This is a genomic window from Streptomyces sp. NPDC043854 (assembly GCF_056436005.1).
Map to the genome: position 1 here is coordinate 1 of NZ_JBWKDK010000072.1, position 16,677 is coordinate 16,677.

The 16,677-nt window shown below is 68.7% G+C and carries 17 protein-coding genes and 3 pseudogenes; 9 read left to right on the plus strand and 11 right to left on the minus strand.

The genetic code is table 11. The features are described from left to right. Positions 1-136: 136 nt before the first annotated feature. Together AC068A_RS34110 and AC068A_RS34115 are read right to left on the minus strand one after the other, a co-directional pair. On the minus strand, positions 137-673 hold the full coding sequence (locus tag AC068A_RS34110; RefSeq protein WP_478590165.1) for a hypothetical protein: 537 nt from the start codon (positions 671-673) through the stop codon (positions 137-139). 288 nt (positions 674-961) lie between these two features. Beyond that, positions 962-1,318 (minus strand): annotated as a pseudogene (locus tag AC068A_RS34115) (IS30 family transposase); the annotation flags it as partial. 421 nt (positions 1,319-1,739) lie between these two features. On the opposite strand from AC068A_RS34115, the gene AC068A_RS34120 reads away from it, so the two are divergent. The 4 genes from AC068A_RS34120 (at position 1,740) to AC068A_RS34135 (ending at position 5,195) form a co-directional block, all read left to right on the plus strand. After that, positions 1,740-2,159 carry a hypothetical protein gene (locus AC068A_RS34120; protein ID WP_478590166.1) on the plus strand — a complete coding sequence of 140 codons (420 nt, stop codon included), beginning with the start codon at positions 1,740-1,742 and terminating at the stop codon, positions 2,157-2,159. 611 nt (positions 2,160-2,770) lie between these two features. Beyond that, on the plus strand, positions 2,771-3,757 hold the full coding sequence (locus tag AC068A_RS34125) for a GlxA family transcriptional regulator (protein ID WP_478590191.1): 987 nt from the start codon (positions 2,771-2,773) through the stop codon (positions 3,755-3,757). Positions 3,758-3,762: 5 nt separating this feature from the next. Then, on the plus strand, positions 3,763-4,536 hold the full coding sequence (locus AC068A_RS34130; protein ID WP_478590167.1) for a DJ-1/PfpI family protein: 774 nt from the start codon (positions 3,763-3,765) through the stop codon (positions 4,534-4,536). A 200-nt stretch (positions 4,537-4,736) separates the two neighbouring features. Beyond that, the gene (locus AC068A_RS34135; protein WP_478590168.1) at positions 4,737-5,195 is read left to right on the plus strand and encodes a hypothetical protein; all 459 of its coding nucleotides are present in this window, start codon (positions 4,737-4,739) and stop codon (positions 5,193-5,195) included. 1,318 nt (positions 5,196-6,513) lie between these two features. On the opposite strand, the gene AC068A_RS34140 is transcribed toward AC068A_RS34135, so the two are convergent. The 3 genes from AC068A_RS34140 to AC068A_RS34150 form a co-directional block, all read right to left on the minus strand. Next, on the minus strand, positions 6,514-6,948 hold the full coding sequence (locus AC068A_RS34140) for an SMI1/KNR4 family protein (RefSeq protein ID WP_478590169.1): 435 nt from the start codon (positions 6,946-6,948) through the stop codon (positions 6,514-6,516). A 520-nt stretch (positions 6,949-7,468) separates the two neighbouring features. Next, entirely contained in the window at positions 7,469-7,750 is a 282-nt protein-coding gene (locus AC068A_RS34145) for a hypothetical protein (protein ID WP_478590170.1), read from the minus strand. 221 nt (positions 7,751-7,971) lie between these two features. Beyond that, a complete protein-coding gene (locus AC068A_RS34150; protein WP_478590171.1) occupies positions 7,972-8,280 on the minus strand; it encodes a hypothetical protein in 309 nt (102 codons plus the stop codon). A gap of 647 nt (positions 8,281-8,927) precedes the next feature. On the opposite strand from AC068A_RS34150, the gene AC068A_RS34155 reads away from it, so the two are divergent. Next, positions 8,928-9,050 carry a hypothetical protein gene (locus tag AC068A_RS34155; RefSeq protein ID WP_478590172.1) on the plus strand — a complete coding sequence of 41 codons (123 nt, stop codon included), beginning with the start codon at positions 8,928-8,930 and terminating at the stop codon, positions 9,048-9,050. A gap of 174 nt (positions 9,051-9,224) precedes the next feature. Here the strand turns inward: AC068A_RS34155 and AC068A_RS34160 are convergent, their stop codons facing one another. The 4 genes from AC068A_RS34160 to AC068A_RS34175 all read right to left on the minus strand — a co-directional run bounded on the left by AC068A_RS34160 (position 9,225) and on the right by AC068A_RS34175 (position 12,118). Then, positions 9,225-9,899 carry a hypothetical protein gene (locus AC068A_RS34160; RefSeq protein ID WP_478590173.1) on the minus strand — a complete coding sequence of 225 codons (675 nt, stop codon included), beginning with the start codon at positions 9,897-9,899 and terminating at the stop codon, positions 9,225-9,227. 190 nt (positions 9,900-10,089) lie between these two features. Further along, the gene (locus AC068A_RS34165) at positions 10,090-11,109 is read right to left on the minus strand and encodes a CopG family transcriptional regulator (RefSeq protein WP_478590174.1); all 1,020 of its coding nucleotides are present in this window, start codon (positions 11,107-11,109) and stop codon (positions 10,090-10,092) included. Further along, positions 11,106-11,456, minus strand: coding sequence for a hypothetical protein (locus tag AC068A_RS34170; protein WP_478590175.1), 351 nt, complete (start codon positions 11,454-11,456; stop codon positions 11,106-11,108). Before AC068A_RS34170 ends, AC068A_RS34165 begins: the two co-directional genes overlap by 4 nt. Positions 11,457-11,743: 287 nt before the next feature. Further along, positions 11,744-12,118, minus strand: coding sequence for an NUDIX domain-containing protein (locus tag AC068A_RS34175; protein ID WP_478590176.1), 375 nt, complete (start codon positions 12,116-12,118; stop codon positions 11,744-11,746). Between the two features lie 418 nt (positions 12,119-12,536). On the opposite strand from AC068A_RS34175, the gene AC068A_RS34180 reads away from it, so the two are divergent. From AC068A_RS34180 to AC068A_RS34190, 3 genes are all read left to right on the plus strand, one after another. Then, positions 12,537-12,704, plus strand: a complete 168-nt coding sequence (locus AC068A_RS34180; protein ID WP_478590177.1) for a hypothetical protein — start codon at positions 12,537-12,539, stop codon at positions 12,702-12,704. A gap of 524 nt (positions 12,705-13,228) precedes the next feature. After that, on the plus strand, positions 13,229-14,761 hold the full coding sequence (locus tag AC068A_RS34185; RefSeq protein ID WP_478590178.1) for an alpha/beta fold hydrolase: 1,533 nt from the start codon (positions 13,229-13,231) through the stop codon (positions 14,759-14,761). Positions 14,762-14,772: 11 nt separating this feature from the next. Next, the gene (locus AC068A_RS34190; RefSeq protein WP_478590179.1) at positions 14,773-15,366 is read left to right on the plus strand and encodes a hypothetical protein; all 594 of its coding nucleotides are present in this window, start codon (positions 14,773-14,775) and stop codon (positions 15,364-15,366) included. Between the two features lie 106 nt (positions 15,367-15,472). Here the strand turns inward: AC068A_RS34190 and AC068A_RS34195 are convergent, their stop codons facing one another. Further along, a complete protein-coding gene (locus AC068A_RS34195) occupies positions 15,473-15,688 on the minus strand; it encodes a transposase (protein WP_478590192.1) in 216 nt (71 codons plus the stop codon). Positions 15,689-15,691: 3 nt separating this feature from the next. Next, positions 15,692-15,883: pseudogene (locus AC068A_RS34200) on the minus strand (transposase); the annotation flags it as partial. Positions 15,884-15,905: 22 nt separating this feature from the next. Between AC068A_RS34200 and AC068A_RS34205 the strand changes: the two are divergent. Then, a pseudogene (locus AC068A_RS34205) lies at positions 15,906-16,186 on the plus strand (site-specific integrase); the annotation flags it as partial. Positions 16,187-16,677 lie beyond the last annotated feature (491 nt).

Consider the following 16,677-nt stretch of genomic DNA (forward strand, 5'->3'; position numbering starts at 1 on the left):
TGCACAACCTCGCCCTCGCCGGATAGCCGAGCCACCCACACGGCGACCAACCATGCCCGAGGCAACAGGAAGATCATTTACGGGACAGCCCTTAGTCCGCCCAGGTCAGGCGGTCTGCAACGACTAAGCTTGCCGTTTAACCTGCGGCCCGGGGGGTGGCCTGCTCCCCGGCAGGGATGAAGATGACTACGTAGTCCTCGAACCCCTCACGGAGCCCCCATTCCTCGCGGGCCATTGCGGCTTCGTACCGGGCTCTGGAGTCTTCTCGGCCCCTGGCGTAGACGTGGATCCTGTAGATCGTCGCTGGGTGGAGTGTCAGCGTTGGGGCGTACCCCTGGCTACCCGGAAGCCAGCCCAACGCCGGCACGGCAGGGCCGGTCGTGGGGCCGGAGATTTCCATCCGGCCCCGGCAGACCGGCCGGTACGGCCAAGAGCCCAGCGATTGCCATTGTTTCGTCTGCTGCACAGGCTCAGCCTCAGCGAGCATGAGAGTCACCCAGGCATCGTGTTCCTGAACGCAACTAACGATGGTGAGCTTGCCGGGTGTGCCGATCACGGGCTCGTCAGTATGAAAGTCCGGCAGCTGGTCGACACTGTTGAACCCCTCCTCAACGTGCTCGGCAATGTAGAAGTGCGAATACGCGACGCCAACGACACCACTGACTATGTCCATCTCCAGACCCTACGTGCCGATCGGAAGAGCTGAACGGCGAGTCTCGAAGCCGCGACGCGACTTGGCTTGGTTCCCTGCTTGTAGCGGCTGGGGTGGGAGCAGCCTTCCGATCGGCGTCGAACGGGACTCGAACTTGTGCGGTCCTTCCCCTGTTCGCCGGACGTGCACGTGGTTGTCGTTTGATCCTGTGGTTAGGGTCGCTGCGGCACGGAGGCCGGGATCATGGAACTGGTCGAGTACGAGGCGCAACGTGACGCATTCGCGATGGTGACAGGGTTCCGGTCGGAGCTTATACAGGCGCTCGGCTGGGGTTTCCCAGCCGAGCGTTTTGCGTGGGCGGCAGTTGAGCTCGGCGGCGACGGCGTCGAGGTCGTCGCGGGTGTGGACGGACAGGTCGGTGCCCTTGGGGAAGTACTGCCGCAGGAGGCCGTTGGCGTTCTCGTTCGAGCCGCGCTGCCAGGGGCTGGCCGGGTCGCAGAAGTAGACCGGGACGTCGGTGGCGACGGTGAACGAGCCGTGAGCGGCCATCTCCGAGCCCTGGTCCCAGGTCAGCGACCGAACCAGGTGCGAGGGCAGTGTCTGGACGGTGGCGACCAACGCGTCGCGGACCTGTTCGGCGCCGCGTTCGTGGGGCAGGTGGACGAGCGCTCGTGCTCGGACTCCCGTGCGGGGTCCGTCACGAACCGGCTCAGCCGGTAGGTGGTCGGCAGCGCCAGGCGCCCGCACAGCGTGTCGATCCGGATCACCGCCCCGTCGACTCCTGCCTCCTGAAGACGGCGCAACCGCGTACGCATCTCCGCCTGGTCCCGAGTCTCAACGACCACTTCCCACTGTCCCGCGTCCGGCGCGGTGCGAGCAGCAAGCCGCTGCTGCGCATCCTCTTGCCGCCGCCTTCTTTCCCCCTGGCCTGGCACCTGCCCAGAGTCACCGGCCGGCGTCAGGACGGCAAGGCAATTGGACCGAGCGCTCACACACTCAGTGATCATTTGTCAGACAGGCCCTGAAGCCTGTCGTCAAAGTGACGACAGACGGCAGGCCACAACAACGCACCAGGGGTGAGCACACCATGGCGGTCATCTACTTCTGCCTGCACCGGGGCGGCGAACCGGAGTTCGGGGCCGATACAGCCCGCGCCACCCGGCCCCTGCCGTATCCGACTGCGACGATCAGCGAGGACGGCAGCCAGTACCAGTGTCATCGGTGCGGGGGCCGCAAGTGGGACGCCTGCGGCGACGAATGCTACCTGTGTGAGGTGACCGGCTGGTTGGACATGCCTGTCGGTTACGAGTGCTCCCCCAGCCCACAGGATCTGGTTGCCCTTGTCGCTGAGCGCGGGCGGCCTGCTGCTGACGGCGACCGCGTCATCGCCTTCGAGGGAACAGCCACCACCTACCGCGACGGCCCGCGCCTGCTGTACTACGGCATCCCGACCCACGTCGTGGAGAGTCTGACCTGGGAGCGGTTCATCGCCCGCCACTTCGCCTAGGCGATCACGTTCGGAGCCAGATGGTGAGGGCTGCGGCGGCGGCCGTGCCGAGGTAAACATAGCCGCGCAGTCGTAACGGGTGGGTGCCGCCCGGTGCTGCTTCAGCCGGTTGATTGCCCGCTCGACGGTGTTGCGCTTCTTGTGCCGCGCCTCGTCGAAGCCCGGAGGCCGTCCGCTGTGCGGGCCTTTGCGTAGGCGGGCGGCCTGGCTGTCGGCTTTCTCCGGGATGGTGTGCCGGCTCCGGCGCCGAAGGTATTCACGGCAAGGCCCGTTGCTGTATGCCGCCAGGCTGTCGGGCTTCTTACGCGGTCTGCCCGATCCCCCGGGACGCGGATCTTCTCCAGCACCGGCTTGAAATGGGTGCAGTCCGCCCGCTGGGCTGGTGTGAGACGATCAGGGACAGCGGGCGGTAGCGGTCGTCGACACTCAGGCGGAGCTTGCTGGTGAACCCGGCGCGCGAGCGGCCCAAGCCCTCACCTCCAGCACCACTTCCACCAGGCGGGCATGAAGCCGCCTTCTGAGACAGAGCCGCTTTCCGGTGATGCCCATACGCGGGCGTGAGGCCGTTTCGGGCGCGTGGTGGGATTGTCGTCATGGACGACCAGCGGCGCATTCTCATCGTTGCCTACGACGACGCGCAGATCCTCGACATTGCGTGCCCCAGCGGGGCGTTGGACATCGCGAACCGGTACGGAGCGACCCCGCCGTACGAGATAGAGCTGGGCACTTTGGGCCGTCGTGCGGCGCGTAGCTCGGCAGGGATCGTGCTCGGGGCCGGGCGGGGGCTCGAGTCGGTGACGGGTCGGCTGGACACCCTGATCGTCGTCGGTGGTGTGGGGTTCGAGGAGGCGGCGATGGATCAGCGGCTGCTGGCGCAGGTCCGTCGGCTGGCCGAGCGCAGCCGCCGCGTCGCCTCCGTGTGCACCGGCACCTATGTGCTGGCCGCGGCGGGGCTGTTGGACCATCGCCGGGTCACGACGCACTGGGGGTATGGAGAGCAGCTTGCGGCCCGGCACCCCGAGGTGGCCGTGGACGTGGGGCCTCTCTATATCCGTGACGGGAACGTCTACACCGCGGCCGGGGTCACCAGCGCGCTCGATCTCACGCTCTCGCTGATCGAGGACGATCACGGGCCGACGCTGGCCCGCGCGGTGGCCCGGGAGCTGGTCTCATACCTTCACCGTCCCGCCGACCAGGCCCAGATCAGCATGTTCCTGGCCGCACCGCCGCCTGGCGACCGGCTGGTGCGGGACCTGGCCGGCTACATCGCCGCTCATCTGGCCGAGGACCTGACCCCGGGCACGCTTGCGGCCCGGGCGGGTGTGAGCACCCGGCACCTGACCCGGCTGTTCGCCGTGCACCTGGGCACGACACCGGCCCGGGCGGTGCGCGCGGCCCGTACGGAGGCGGCGGCCCATCTGGTGCGGTCGAGCTGCCTGTCACTGGCCGCGATAGCCCGGCGCTGCGGGTTCAGGTCACCACAGACCCTGCGCCAGGCGTTCCTGGACCACTACGGGTGCGGCGGGGACATGATTCGCAAGATGCCGGACATGCCGCGCGCACACGTGCCTCCGGGCCGCAAGACTTCCCTGCCATGAGGCACATGACGACGCGCAGGGGTCTGCTGCGTGGGGCGGTGGCCACAGCCGCGCTCGCCACGGTCGGCGCGGCCGGCACCGCAACCGCGCAGGCGGCACAGGCCGGCCCACTCACGTCCTCGGCCGGCGGGGCCCTGAATGTCGGCATCCTGCTGTACGACGGCTACAGCCTGCTGGACCCGGCCGGCCCCGCAGAGGTTCTCTCCCGGCTGCCGGGCGCCACTGTCACCATGGTCGCCCAGAAGCGAGGTCCTGTCCGCACCGACACCGGTGACGTAGCCGTCATGGCCGAGCAGTGCATCGCCGACGTCGATCACCTCGACGTCCTGCTCGTCCCCGGCGCGGGCAACCGCGGCACGGTCGCGGCGATGGGCAACGAGGAACTGCTGCGCTGGATCCGCAGGATCGACCGGCACAGCCAGTGGACGACCTCTGTGTGCACCGGCTCGCTCGTCCTCGCGGCAGCAGGGCTGCTCGACGGACGGCAGGCAACGACGTACTGGGCCTCCGCCGACTATCTCCGGACCCACTACGACGTCACCTACCTCCCCGAACGCTATGTCCGCTCGGGGAAGATCATCACGGCGGCCGGGGTATCGGCGGGACTGGACATGGCGCTCTACCTGGCGTCCCTCATCGCCGGGGACAACACAGCGAAAGCGGTACAACTCGCCATCGAGTACGACCCGCAGCCGCCCTTCGACGCCGGCGATGCTGCGAAAGCCGACGCCGAACTCAAGGACCAGGCCCTGCGGCTGCTGGCCGAATCCCAGAAGTGACGCCGAGAACCCGAAGAGAGTCCCATACGGATGGACCGAGAGGCGCACAGGCAATTCTCAAGGATCGGCAGATTCTTCGAGCCAGGTGTTGTGCTCGGAGCAAGATATTCAGCCGACCGTCTCATACAGAAGGAATATCGGTCTAAAATCCAAAGCGCCAAAATTAACCAATGTCCAACTTTGAGCGAAGGTAGGGGAAAATGAAGAAAACATCCTCGCTGGCGATTGCCATTCCGGCGGTTCTTGCAACTTTGACGATTGGGTTTGCGGCTCCCCCTGCATCGGCAGCGAAGATACCGTTCGAGTGGAACGACGCCGTTAAGACGGATATTTATCCTCCAAACAGCGACTACGAAGGCATGGTTTGCCGGGGAATGGAAGGATCTCCCGATCATGTCTGTTTCGAGAAGGACGGGGACAGGTGGTGGGTCCTTGATGCGACCCGGGACGGCAAGTCAGCCGTCGCCGAGTGGTACAACACGCGCGATGGGAAATGGCACCGCCAAGGCGCCTGCGCGAACAGCAACGGGGCGCCTTCGTGGGCGGTATGCAATAAGGACTATTACGAGGACAGCGAGATCACATTCCGACTCGCTCATTACTCCAAGGGTAAAAAAAACGATAACGGCTTCTGGTACGACAACACTCCCGCAGGCTAACCTCGATCTTGCGTGAGGGTCCGTCAGCTTACTGGCGGACCCTTTTTGCTCGTTCAGAGCGGAGACTTCTGCCTCTGGGCAGCGTGATGGCCCGGCTGTCGCGTCGGGTGGGCGCCGGGTTCCACGGCTCCGGTCGGGGCGGTGCTGCTCGCAGGGACGGGAACGCACTGGTCAGCTGGGGTTCGGGAGAGCGCCGGGCCGGTCCAGGGCGGGCGCCTGGCCACGGCACCTGCTCCAACCGGCGGATTCACCGGACTCGAATCCGCTCCCGGCGCCCGCCCGCCGAAGGAGCCCCAACATCCCCCGGCACGCCCCCAGACAGAAGAACCGCCAACGCCGGCAAAGCAGGCAGCAGAAGCCGGATGACGACCGGGCTCGTGCCCGGCACGCCCGGCGGGAAGCCGCCCAGCGCGAGGCCGGGGCCGCCCGGATCGCCGAAGCCCAGGCCCAGACCGCGCTCGCCGAGGCCACAGCCAGTCTCAGCACGGCACAGGCAAAGGCAGCGGACCTCCGCGAACAGCTCGCCGACCTCCGCGCACGCTCGGCAGCCGCCGACAAGGAGGAGCGGGCCGCCGTCAGGCGGCACCGGGAGACAGCGCAGGCAGCGCCGCAAGCGTGCCGAGGCAGCCAGCCGGCGACTGAACGCCTCACCACCGCCATGACCGGCACAGAAGGCCAGCGTCACGTTCCTCCTACACCGCTGCTCTACGGTCGCCACCGTGGTCGATCCACGCTGCCGCGGGCGCCAGTCCCTGGCGTGGTCCCTTCATCAAAGGACCGGCAGATGCCCCGCTCCGCGCGACGAAAAAGGCCCACCACTTGGGCATCTGAACGCCCTGGATGTGACCGCAGTGTCGGCCATGTGGTCGACGGCGCGCGGGTACGGTGCCGGCGGCCGTCTCCCGGCCCCGCAAACGCGAGCGCAAGGGGCGGATGGAGCACCGCAGCTGCGGACGGGATCGGCCTGTGGTGGCATCGGTGGGATGGAGGATCCCTTCGCCGGCTGTGTCGGCACTGCTGGCCGGGGCGGGCTCGGTGGACCGGGACGCGGCCCGCCGCGCTGGGGCTTCCCGTGCCACCGGGGCCGCGGACCTGAGAGCGCTGCTGGACATGCTCGGTCTGAGGCCCGAGCATGTCCACCGGAAAAGCGCTGCGCGCTGACCGGCGCTCCCGGCGCAGCCACCTGCTCGACGACCGGCCGTGCTCGGGGAAGCGTCCTGCTGTGGCCGAAGGCGGCTCGGCTGGTCTCGTTCGTGTAGGGCGTGGGGTGCCTGTTTTTGCGAGCATCCGGTCGGCGTTCCGGGACCACGCCGACGGCCTACCGATACCAGTCGTCCCCGCCCTCGGCGAGTGAACGGCCCAGGTAGTCCCTCAGGTCCCGTGCCACCCATCGACGGCTGTCCGTCTCGTGCTCCCAGAGGAAGATGTCCGGGCGCCGGGGCGTCTGCACGAACGCGTACTGGTCCCCGCCCCCGTTGTCTCCGAAAAAGAGGAGAGCTTCGAAGGGCATGTACAGCTGGGCGAAGGAGCTGTCGGAGCGGAAGAGAAGGTTCTGCTCGACGATCTGTTCGACAGGCCAGATGGTATCCACCGCGGTACGTCCGATGACTCCGTTGCTCTCCAAGAGCAGCTGCCTCAGCTCGGCAGGCAGCCCGCGTCCAAGACGGTGCTCCGCGTCAGCGAGGGCCGCCACTTGCGCGGGCCTCCGGAACTCGGCCTCAGGAAAAAGCTCAAGAGCTGTTTCTTTCCACACGATCCGAAGACTACCCAGCGGTCGGCCGGCCGGCTCTACCACGAACGCGGGAGATCGAGACGGCATACGCGGAACTGAAGTCCACGGTCCTGGGCGGACGGGTTCTGCGGGCCCGCACCCCAGCCGGGATCGAGCAGGAGGTGTGGGCACTGCTGGTGGCCTGCCAGGCGCTGCGGACCGCGATGACGGACGCCACCGACAGCGTCCCGGGCACCGACCCGGACCGGGCCGGCTTCACCACCGCCCTCGCCGCTGCCCGAGACCAGCTCGTCCGGGCCGCCGGCATCGCCGCCGACACCGTGATCGGCCTGGTCGGAGCCTTCGGACGCCACGTCCTGGCCCAGCTCCTGCCCGCCCGGCGGGTCCGCACCAAAGACCGCGTCGTCAAACGCGCGATCTCCAATACAACGCACGCGGACCCGCCATCGACCGGACCACCCACAACACCGCTATCAGCATCACCATGCTCACGGACAGCCCTTGGCACCCCTGCCCCCACCCAAACTGAACGGCGTTGCCTCTACAGCCGCGGGCTCCGTAGCGGCGGCTCCGCACCACCCCATGAGAAGGCATAGGGGTCCGCGCCGCCCGAGTACGCGCAGGCGATTCCGGTATCGGGCAGGTCGAACTCTTCTCGTAGCCATCCGTCCATGGCGAGGGCGGCAACCTCCGGCCGGTAGTCGGTCAACGCGAAGTCAAGAGAGACGATCTCGAGGTACATGCCCTCCGGATACCTGGCGCACAGCTCCTCGGCACGAAGCGCGACGACGAAGGAGAGCCAGGCCAGGTCCTCCCAGTACATGCCCGACCCTGGGAGCAGTAGGCGGACTCCTCGGCAGATCCCCACGGAAGGAGCCGCCGCTTCGCCCGGTGGCACGATCCGGGCCGAGAGGTCCGCCGCCAGTCCGCCGAGCGGGCTCCTGAGCCGATACTTGAACTTTCGAATCATTATCACTCAATTCACAAACTTGAGAAGATGGAACACGCCCCGGCTGAAGGCGACTGCGGGTCCTCCGCCAGCCGTCACCAATTTCCGTAGTCCTCTACATAGGTGGCGATCAGCTCGAGTAGGGCGTCGGCCCGGCGCCGGTCCTCGCGCTGCTCACGCAGGGCCTTGTCGGCGGCCCAGAGCCGGGCCAGGGCGGCGGGTGCACCCTCCACCACGTCGTCGACCACCGGCGCGGTGATCAGGTCCAGGCACTCGGTGAGCAGGCGACGGGTGGCGATGGAAGGTGGGTCGGGGTCGGGGTCGGTGTACGCGGTGGTGAGGTACCGTGCGGGATCCGTGAGGCTCCAGCCGACCACGGAGCCGTGCTGGACGAGGAGTGCCATGTCGGGGGGATGCCGACGCGGGCGTCCAGTGGCTTGTCGAGGACGTCGAGGTCGCGTAGACAGGTCAGCACGGTGTCCCCGGGGGCGCGGCAGAGCACGGTGCACCTCTCATGCCGCAAGTCCCGGGCCTCGTCTGCACGGAGCCCGCCCGGGCGTACCGCGGGGGTGAGGGGAAGGCGGGCGACTTCCTCGGCGGAGGCGGACTCTTCCGGCCAGTGGAATTCCGCCCCGACCAGCTCTCGGCTGTCCTTGTCGAACCGAAGGATGTCAGGCGCGTCCCAAAGCCGGTCCTGGCTGCCGAAGGTGTCCGCGAGGAACCGCTCACGCTCCACCACGTCCGTGTAGCCCACAACGTCAACAGAGGCGTCGCCATTGAAGCGGGGAGTGATGCACAGCGGATCGTCCGTCACCGTCGCGCGCCAGTCGCCTTCGAATGTCAGCTTCATGGTCATTCTTGCCTCATCTGATTTGCCGAAATCGTCGCCGCGGCCGCGCCCGAGCTCGCCAAGCACGTCCAGGCCGTGAAATTCCATGCGGACACCGGCTGCCTGGACGTCAGCCTCGACGCTCCCGCGCAGGGCACGAAGCTGCGCTGGAGCGTGCCGAAGTTGATCGAAGCGGCCAACGAGAAGGTGTAGGGCGCGAGCGTGCGCACCCTGCACGTCCTGCCGCCCGCCCCCAGGAAGGTCGGCCCCGCCACGGCGGCCGTCGACCCGACCTCGCCGCCGTCCCGCGTCGACCCGGCCATTGCCCAAGCGGTGGAGCGGTAAACCGCCGCGATGCGGGAGCTGTCTCGCCGCGCGTTTCCCGAGCCCGACACCGTCCCCGACGATGCGCCAGCCCTGATCGAGCAAGCCCGCGCACAGCGCCGCCGCCCTGCGCCGGGCACGAGCGGAGAAGGCCGGTCACCAGCCTCGCTCGGTTGAACGTGCCAGCAGGGCCAGCTAGCGCTGGGGGGCCTGAGGCTGACAGACCTTGCAGAGTTTGTACTGGGCGCCGCCGCGGGGCCCCGTGTGGTTGTCGATCCACTGCACTGCTTCTTCGGCAGTCAGCATCACCATGAGGGTGGCCCAGCCCGTGTTCCGCAGGCCCTTGTGCGCGAACTGGCGCAGATCGTGCAGCATTGCTTCCGCGCTGCCCCACCAGTCGTCCGTGCCGGGGATCTCGCCGATCGACTCCCGCGTTTGACGGCAGGAGCTGCTGTGCAGAGTGTGCTTGCCGGCGGCGTACGGGTAGGTGTCTGGGTCCTGAAGCCGCTTCCTCTGTACGAGGGTCTTCGCCGCGATCGCGTCGAATTCCTCTCTCGCCGCGTCGCACACCTCGCAGCCGGCCGCCGGACAAGCAGCTCCCCAGACGTCGTCTTCGTCATCCGGCGACAACGGTTTGTACTCCGTCTGGATTTTCTCAGCGAGGGCCTCCATGTGCCTCACAAGATCGCCGGCCGAGACCGCACCAGCTGCCACCAGGCGGACCATGTCGATGACTGCGGGAAGCTCGATCCCCATTCCCCAGCCGACCTGGCCGCGCCTTTTGGGGCTGTACATGTCCTCCCACACGAACTGGACGTCTTCCAGCCGGTGATCGCCGATGGTGACATTGGCGCTTCCGCTGTACGGCATGGAACCTGCTCTCTCGCGCTGCTGCGGCAGCCACAGCGTACTGTTGCCCTGGCCAGCCGCAGTCGTCGATTGCCGAAGCTGCGAGCTGGCCAGGCGGTGCCGCGGGACACCGCGAGTATCAGGAATGTCTGGATGGGGGGCGCGAACTCGGTCCGGCCTGTACCGCTGGGCGGGCCGAGGGAGCGCACGGTTACCCCCAGTCGCGCAGGTCCCGTTTCAGCTCGTTGAACCGTGCTGCCCGGCGAGGGGCTTGGCTCGCGTCGGGTGTGCTGCCGAGTGCGAGGACGGGATCGGTGACCTGGTATGTCACCCGGTAGGCCAGGACATCCAGGGCGGTCTCCAGCCACTTCTCCGCACGGCGTGGGGGAGCCATGGGGCCGAGCGCCGTCGTGAACCACACGGGCAGCAGGTCGGTGCCGGTGAGCGCGTCGGACAACCGGCTGCGCAGGCGTACCCGCAGCTGGGTGTGCGCACGTTGGCCGGCCTCGATGACCGCTGCCGACTTCGCACGCCGGGCGTTGTCCGCGGCCTGCTCGGCTTGGGCGCCCTGGGCGCTCTCGGCCAGTCGCCCGATCTGTTCCTGGCCCTTCTCGGCTTCGGCCGCAGCCGTGGTGAACGCCTGCTCGGCCTTCTTGCGGCGCGGGTCGCCGGCCGCCGTGGACGCCAGTACGGAGGCGGCGTCGCGGACGGTGGAGCGGTGCCCGGCCAGTGCCTGCCGCGCCTGCTGGTAGTGGGTGATCCGTACCTGGAGGACGTTGCGCTGGTGCGCGGAGAGGAGGGCTTCCTCGGCAGCGAGCCCCTCCTCGACGGCGAGACCGAGGCCCCTCAGCTTTTCTCCGCGGTCGACGTCCAGGTCGACGACGACGGCGCCCTCGGCCTGCCGCAGGTGCCGCTCCAGCGCGCTCACCCGCGTGGTCAGCCTCTCCAGCCCCTTCTCCGTCGCGGAGATGGATTCCTCCAACTCGTCGGAGCGCGCCTCGGCGGTCTCCTTGGCTTCCTGCAGGTCCGCCTCGAGGGTGTCGAAGCGCCGCTCGGTGCTGCGCTCACGATCCTCAAGGCGTTCCACCGTCTCCTCGATGTCGGACAGCTTCGACTTGAGGTTGGACAGGGCGTAGTCGGTGTTGCGTTCGAAGGTGTCCTGGCTGCGCTTGAGTGCGTCGAGGCGGCGGCCGTGCTCCTCGCCCACGCCCAGGGCGTCGTATCCGCTCACGCCTTCGCCTTCCTCGCGCCGTCCCCGCTCGCATCGCTGGCCAGACCGTAGCCGCCAGCCCAGCACAGCAGCGGCAGCAGCCACACCCACCACGGCAGCACCCCGAAGGCCAGCAGTGGCACTGCCACGCTGGCGACGCCCAGCACGGAGGCGGCGTGCAACAGCTGCCGGTGCTTGCCCGGCAGGGGCTTCTGGCCGGCCGTGTAGAACGCGGAGGTTCCGAACAGCTGCACCAGCGCGAGGGACGTCCACCACCCGCTGATCCAGCCGAGCCCCGCGGCCACGCCCAGCAGCACCGCACACGCCGCGTGGGCCCACAACGCCACCGTGAACGACTTGGTGCTCACCTCGAGGTGAGGCTGCTCCAACCTGGCCGGGGAGGACGAGTACACGCCCGTCCGGGGCGAAGCTCCAGGCCCAGGACTGACGGACCGTGAGGCCTTCGGGGACCGGGCGGGGATGGAAGGGAAAGTGGTGACGGGCTCGTGCGGTGCGCAGCACGCCGACCCGGTCAAGGACGGTGGGGGCGATCGGGAGCCCGTCCTCAAGGAACGCGGGACCGGCGCCGGCGATGCGGGCGCGGAGCGCGGACAGGGCGCGGCGGGCATCGCCCGGAGACATCAGAGCAGGCAGGTCAGCAGGTTCGACGAACTCGACGGCCTCGATCTCGCCCGGTGACGGGCCGGATCGCTGCGATCCGGTCCTCGTCCCAGACGCCACCGTCGAAGACGTGGAGGATCTCGCCGGGGAACTTCACGGCAGGGGACGCTGTGCGGCCGGCGGGGGAGACCCAGTCAACGGCCAGCCCGCGGGTGACGGTCGCCATGACCCCGAGCTCCTCCTCCAGCTCGCGGGCAGCGCCCCGGGCGGGGGACTCGCCCTTGTCGACGGCACCGCCGGGCAACAGGCGGGTGGGACGGTAGCTGACGCGCTGGACCAGGACCTGACCGCGCTGGTTGGTGATCAGCACGGAGGCTCCGGCCCACGGCAGGCCTGCGGGGAGTGCCACCGCAAATTCGGTACCGGGGTTCGTGCATTCCTTTGCTGCATGTGCAGGGATGCGTCCGCAAACGATCACGGCTGGGAGCGCGCTGGCGGTCGGCGCAGGACGAGCCCGGCAGCGGTGAGCCGGCAACGCAGGACAGGTGCCCGCCTTGTCCGCCTCGGCGGCGCGCAGCGCCTCCTCCAAGCCCGGACGGCTGTGAGAGGGGACGGCGACCGCGGACACGCACGTGCCCCGGTCGGTACCCAGGCCGCGGCTTCGCGGCGTCCTCGACTGGACCTCAAGAAACGTCGCCTACCGGGCCGAGGCTCGTCCGATCTCGCCGACTGGCGCCAGCGATGGTCTGGGCCACTGCTGTGTCTGGGGTCCGGGCGCAGTGCCGGGGAGAAGGGGGGCCGTTCCCGCGTACGACGTTCGGGCGCAAGTGGGCCAGTCCTTCGAGAAGGCCGCATTGATCTACCAGCACTCGGACCACGAGCGGCCGAAGGAGGCTGCCGGGGGCCTGGACGGGATGGTGCAGGCCGCCCGGAAGAAGGCCGCCGAGCAGGCCGCTCAGGGGTCAAGTGGTGCGCAAGTGGTGCGGGACTCCTGAGTAGGTCTAGACAACAAGGAAGCCCCAGGTCTCTGACCTGGGGCTTCCTTCACGAGCGGATGACGGGAATCGAACCCGCGCTATAAGCTTGGGAATCAACGCTGCCCTGGGTGGCCATATGGCCTCTGACCTGGGGATACGTCGGTGGGCAAAGCCTCTTGTGAGGGTCCGTCAGTACCCGTGTTGACCCCTGTTTACCGCTCCGAAGGGCACGGATGGGGCACGTGCCCTTCCCGCTGCCGAGATCGGGGTGGCTTCGCTCATCGCAGTGGGTTCGAGACGACATTTCATCAGTGCTGCTGAACCGGCTTTGCACCGGCAAGCGGTGACGGTTCGGCTGCATTCCCGGAACGGCGTCCTGCCCGTCCGTTTCCTGCGGCACGACTGTGTTCCGGAGCGTGCCGACGGCCCTCTGTATGCGCGGGTTCGCGCCACGGGCTACTGTTGAGGTAGTGCGATCCACCCAACCCACTGCGGTTCGGCCCGCCCGGGCGGCCGCGAAGTCGGCAGAGGAGCGGGACCGCATGTCCAAGCACCCGATCAGCGCGGCGGCCGCCGCGGCCGTCCTGGTCTGCCTGACGGCGTTCGGCGGGGCATCGAGCAGTGTCGCGTCACCACAGGCCCCGCCCGATCCGTCACGGTTCGTGCCCGGTCCCTGCCCGAAACCGCCCGAGCCGATCGAGGCGCTCAGCAGCGCGAAGTGCGGGTTCCTGGAAGTCCCAGAGAACAGGACCAAGGTCGGCAGCCGGACCATCAAACTGCCCGTGGCGGTCATCCCGGCCACGGCGCCGAAGCCCGGCCAGGTCCCCGTGGTGTTCATGGCGGGCGGCCCGGGGGGCGATACGTTCGACGACATCCCCTTCCTCGTCGACTCCGGCCTGAACCGGGACCGGGACCTGATCATCATGGCCCAGCGGGGCAACCTCTACGGCCAGCCGAACCTCGCCTGCCCGGAGATCGACCGGCACAACGCCAAGGCCGCGGGCCTGCGCTACGACTCGGAGGCCCACAAGCGCTCCCTGCTGGACGCGGTGAAGCAGTGCCGGGACCGCCTGGCGGCCGAGGGGATCGACCTGGCCGCCTACAACAGCACGGAGAACGCGGCGGACTTCGCCGACCTGCGCACCGCACTGGGCCTCAAGGAGTGGAACGTCTACGGGTACTCCTACGGCAGCAACCTGGCCATGACCTACATGCGCGAGCATCCCCAGGGCATCCGTGCGGTGGCGATCGACTCGCTCTCGCCCTCGAACCTCACCCGCCTGCCGGTGACCTGGCCCAACTACGAGGAGGGCGTCAAGGCCATCGCGGACGCGTGCGCGGCCGAGCCCGCCTGCAAGGCTCGCTACCCCGACGTCGCCCGTACGCTGACCAAGCAGGTGCGCAAGCTTGAGGCGCAGCCGCTGACGCTGACCGCCAGTCCGCCGAAGGGCGGTGCCCCGGTCAAGGTCGACATCGACGGGGGCGCACTGGTGAACGTACTGGTCGCCAACGCCGTCTTGCCCGTCGACGTCCCGGCGGCGCTCGACGAGCTCAGCCGCGGAGACACGGAGCGCTTCGCGAAGGCCCGCGCGGCCGAGTCGGTTCAGCCGGTCGGCATGACCGCCCATGGCCTCACGCAGTCGGTGGTGTGCAGCGAGTGGGCGCCGGGCACATCGAAATCCGACGTGCTGAACGCGGGCCGCAAGGCCTTCCCCGACTGGCCGGACACCGTCCTCGCCCAGGGGCCGCAACTCCCCTTCGAGCACGACGTGTGCCGCATCTGGAACGTTCCGGACCGCTCCGCCACCCAGCGGGTGGTCACCCAGAGCACCATTCCGACGCTCATCATCCACGGTACCTTCGACCTGAAGACCGGGGCGGACCTGGCGAAGCAAGCGGCCCGTACGCTGCCCAACTCGACCTCCGTACTGGTCCCCGGCATCGGGCACTGGGTGGTCCCCCAGTCGCCGTGCGCCCAGCAGGTGCTGGCCTCGTTCCTCAAGGATCCGACCGCGCCCGACACCGGTTGCGTGGCCGGTCTCACCCCGAAACCGTTCACGATCACCCCGAGGTGACGGGAGGGCAGATGCCTCTCAACCCCGCACCCCGTCGCCACCGCACCGCGCGACGGCACCACGACAGGTGGGCCGCAGCGGCCACCGGGGTCCTCATCACGGGCCTGCTCGCGACACCCGCCCAGGCGGGCACCAGCACCGCAGAGCCGATCGGAACGGTCGCCCGGACGGTGGGCGATGCCACCTTCGAGCCGGGCCCCTGCCCGCGGACCGCGGATCCGGTCCCCGAACTCGAAGGGGCCCGCTGCGGAACGCTCACGGTCCCCGAGAACCGCACCAAGCCCGACGGCCGGAAGATCAAACTCGGTGTCGCGATCGTGGCGGCCAAGGCCAGCGAACCCGAACCCGACCCGGTCGTGTGGCTCGCCGGCGGACCCGGCGACGACGCGGTCGGAGAGGCCAAGATGGCCATCGACGGCGGCATGAACCGCGACCGTGATCTGATCCTCATGTCCCAGCGCGGCACGTACTCGGCCGACCCGGCGCTCACGTGCACCAACATCGACGAGTTCAACGCACGCGCGACCGGCCTCGTCTACGACGCACCGTCCACCGAACGCGAGCACGTTGCGGCCACCAGGCGCGGCGGCCCCCGAGAGGTCTAGACAATAAACAAGCCCCGGGTCGCTGACCTGGGGCTTTGTCGTGGAGCGGATGACGGGAATCGAACCCGCGCTATAGGCTTGGGAATCAACGCCGCTCGGACGGTCGTTATGGCCGCTGCTCCAGGAGCAGGCCCTCGGTGTCGGTCAGGATGTGGCGCTTGCGCCCGTCGCGTGATTTGCCGCCGTCGTATCCGCGACTGTCCTCGCCGACGGTCTCGGGGGTGTCCACTGACTGGCTGTCGATGATTCCCGCGCTGGGCTCGAGGTTGCGGCCCGTGCGTTCCCTTGCCGCGCGGCGCAGGTGTTCGTACAGTTCACGCACGTAGTCGTAGGTCCGCCAGCGGCGGAAGAAGTCGTAGACGGGCCGCCAGTACGGGAAGTCGACCGGCAGGGCCATCCACTTGACGCCGTGGTCGACGAGGCAGCGCACCGCGTCGAGTATCTCGCGGTGGCAGTACGTCTCCGGGCGTCCGCCGCGCTTGAGGAGCCAGGCCGGCACCGGCATCGCGGAGCGGACCTCGGTCCACTCCCGGCCAGCCCAGGAGAACGGCGCCTGGCTCCACCCCGAGACCGCCTCGGAGACCTTCCGTCAGGTCCTGGCCCGCACGGACCTGCCGCCGATCACCCTTCGTGATCTACGCCACGCCTCGGCCACCCTCACCCACGGCGGTGGCGGCGACCTCCACACGATCAAGGAGACGCTCCGGCACTCCACGATCACCCTGACCTCGGACACACGAGCATGCTCCCCGAGGTCGACCAGGCAGCCGCCGAAGCAGCGGCCCAGCTGGTGCCTCGTGCCCGCCCGTCCGCCTCCTGACCAGGGGATGACGGGCCGTCCGCTCACGCATCGCTCACGCACGGGCCCGGAAACGACTGAGCGCCCCACCTGGCCGAAACCGGGTGGGGCGCTCAGTAGCAGGTCAGAGGGATTAACCCCCGCCTGGGAGCTGTAGGCCATGTCGGACTCGAACCGATAGCCAACGGATTAGGGTCTCGGCAGGATCCTGCCGGACCATTCCGCTCGGTCCGCCCAGCACCGTCCTCACCATGCTCGAGGATGTCGGGCCGGGAGCCGTCCCGCTGTGCGGGGCACCCGGAGGACCGGGCTGCCGCGACGGGGCCGCGCCCGTCGGGTCGCGGTCCCGTCAGGTGGCGCCGTCGGAGACGATGGCATCCGCGACGAGCTCCGGATGCACGTACCGCCCGCCGGAATGCACGATGTGAATCGCCGCCACCAGCTGTTCCGCGGACGCGGACTTCGACATGACGCCCCGTGCCCCCACGGAAAAGACACTGCTTCAGCCGCCC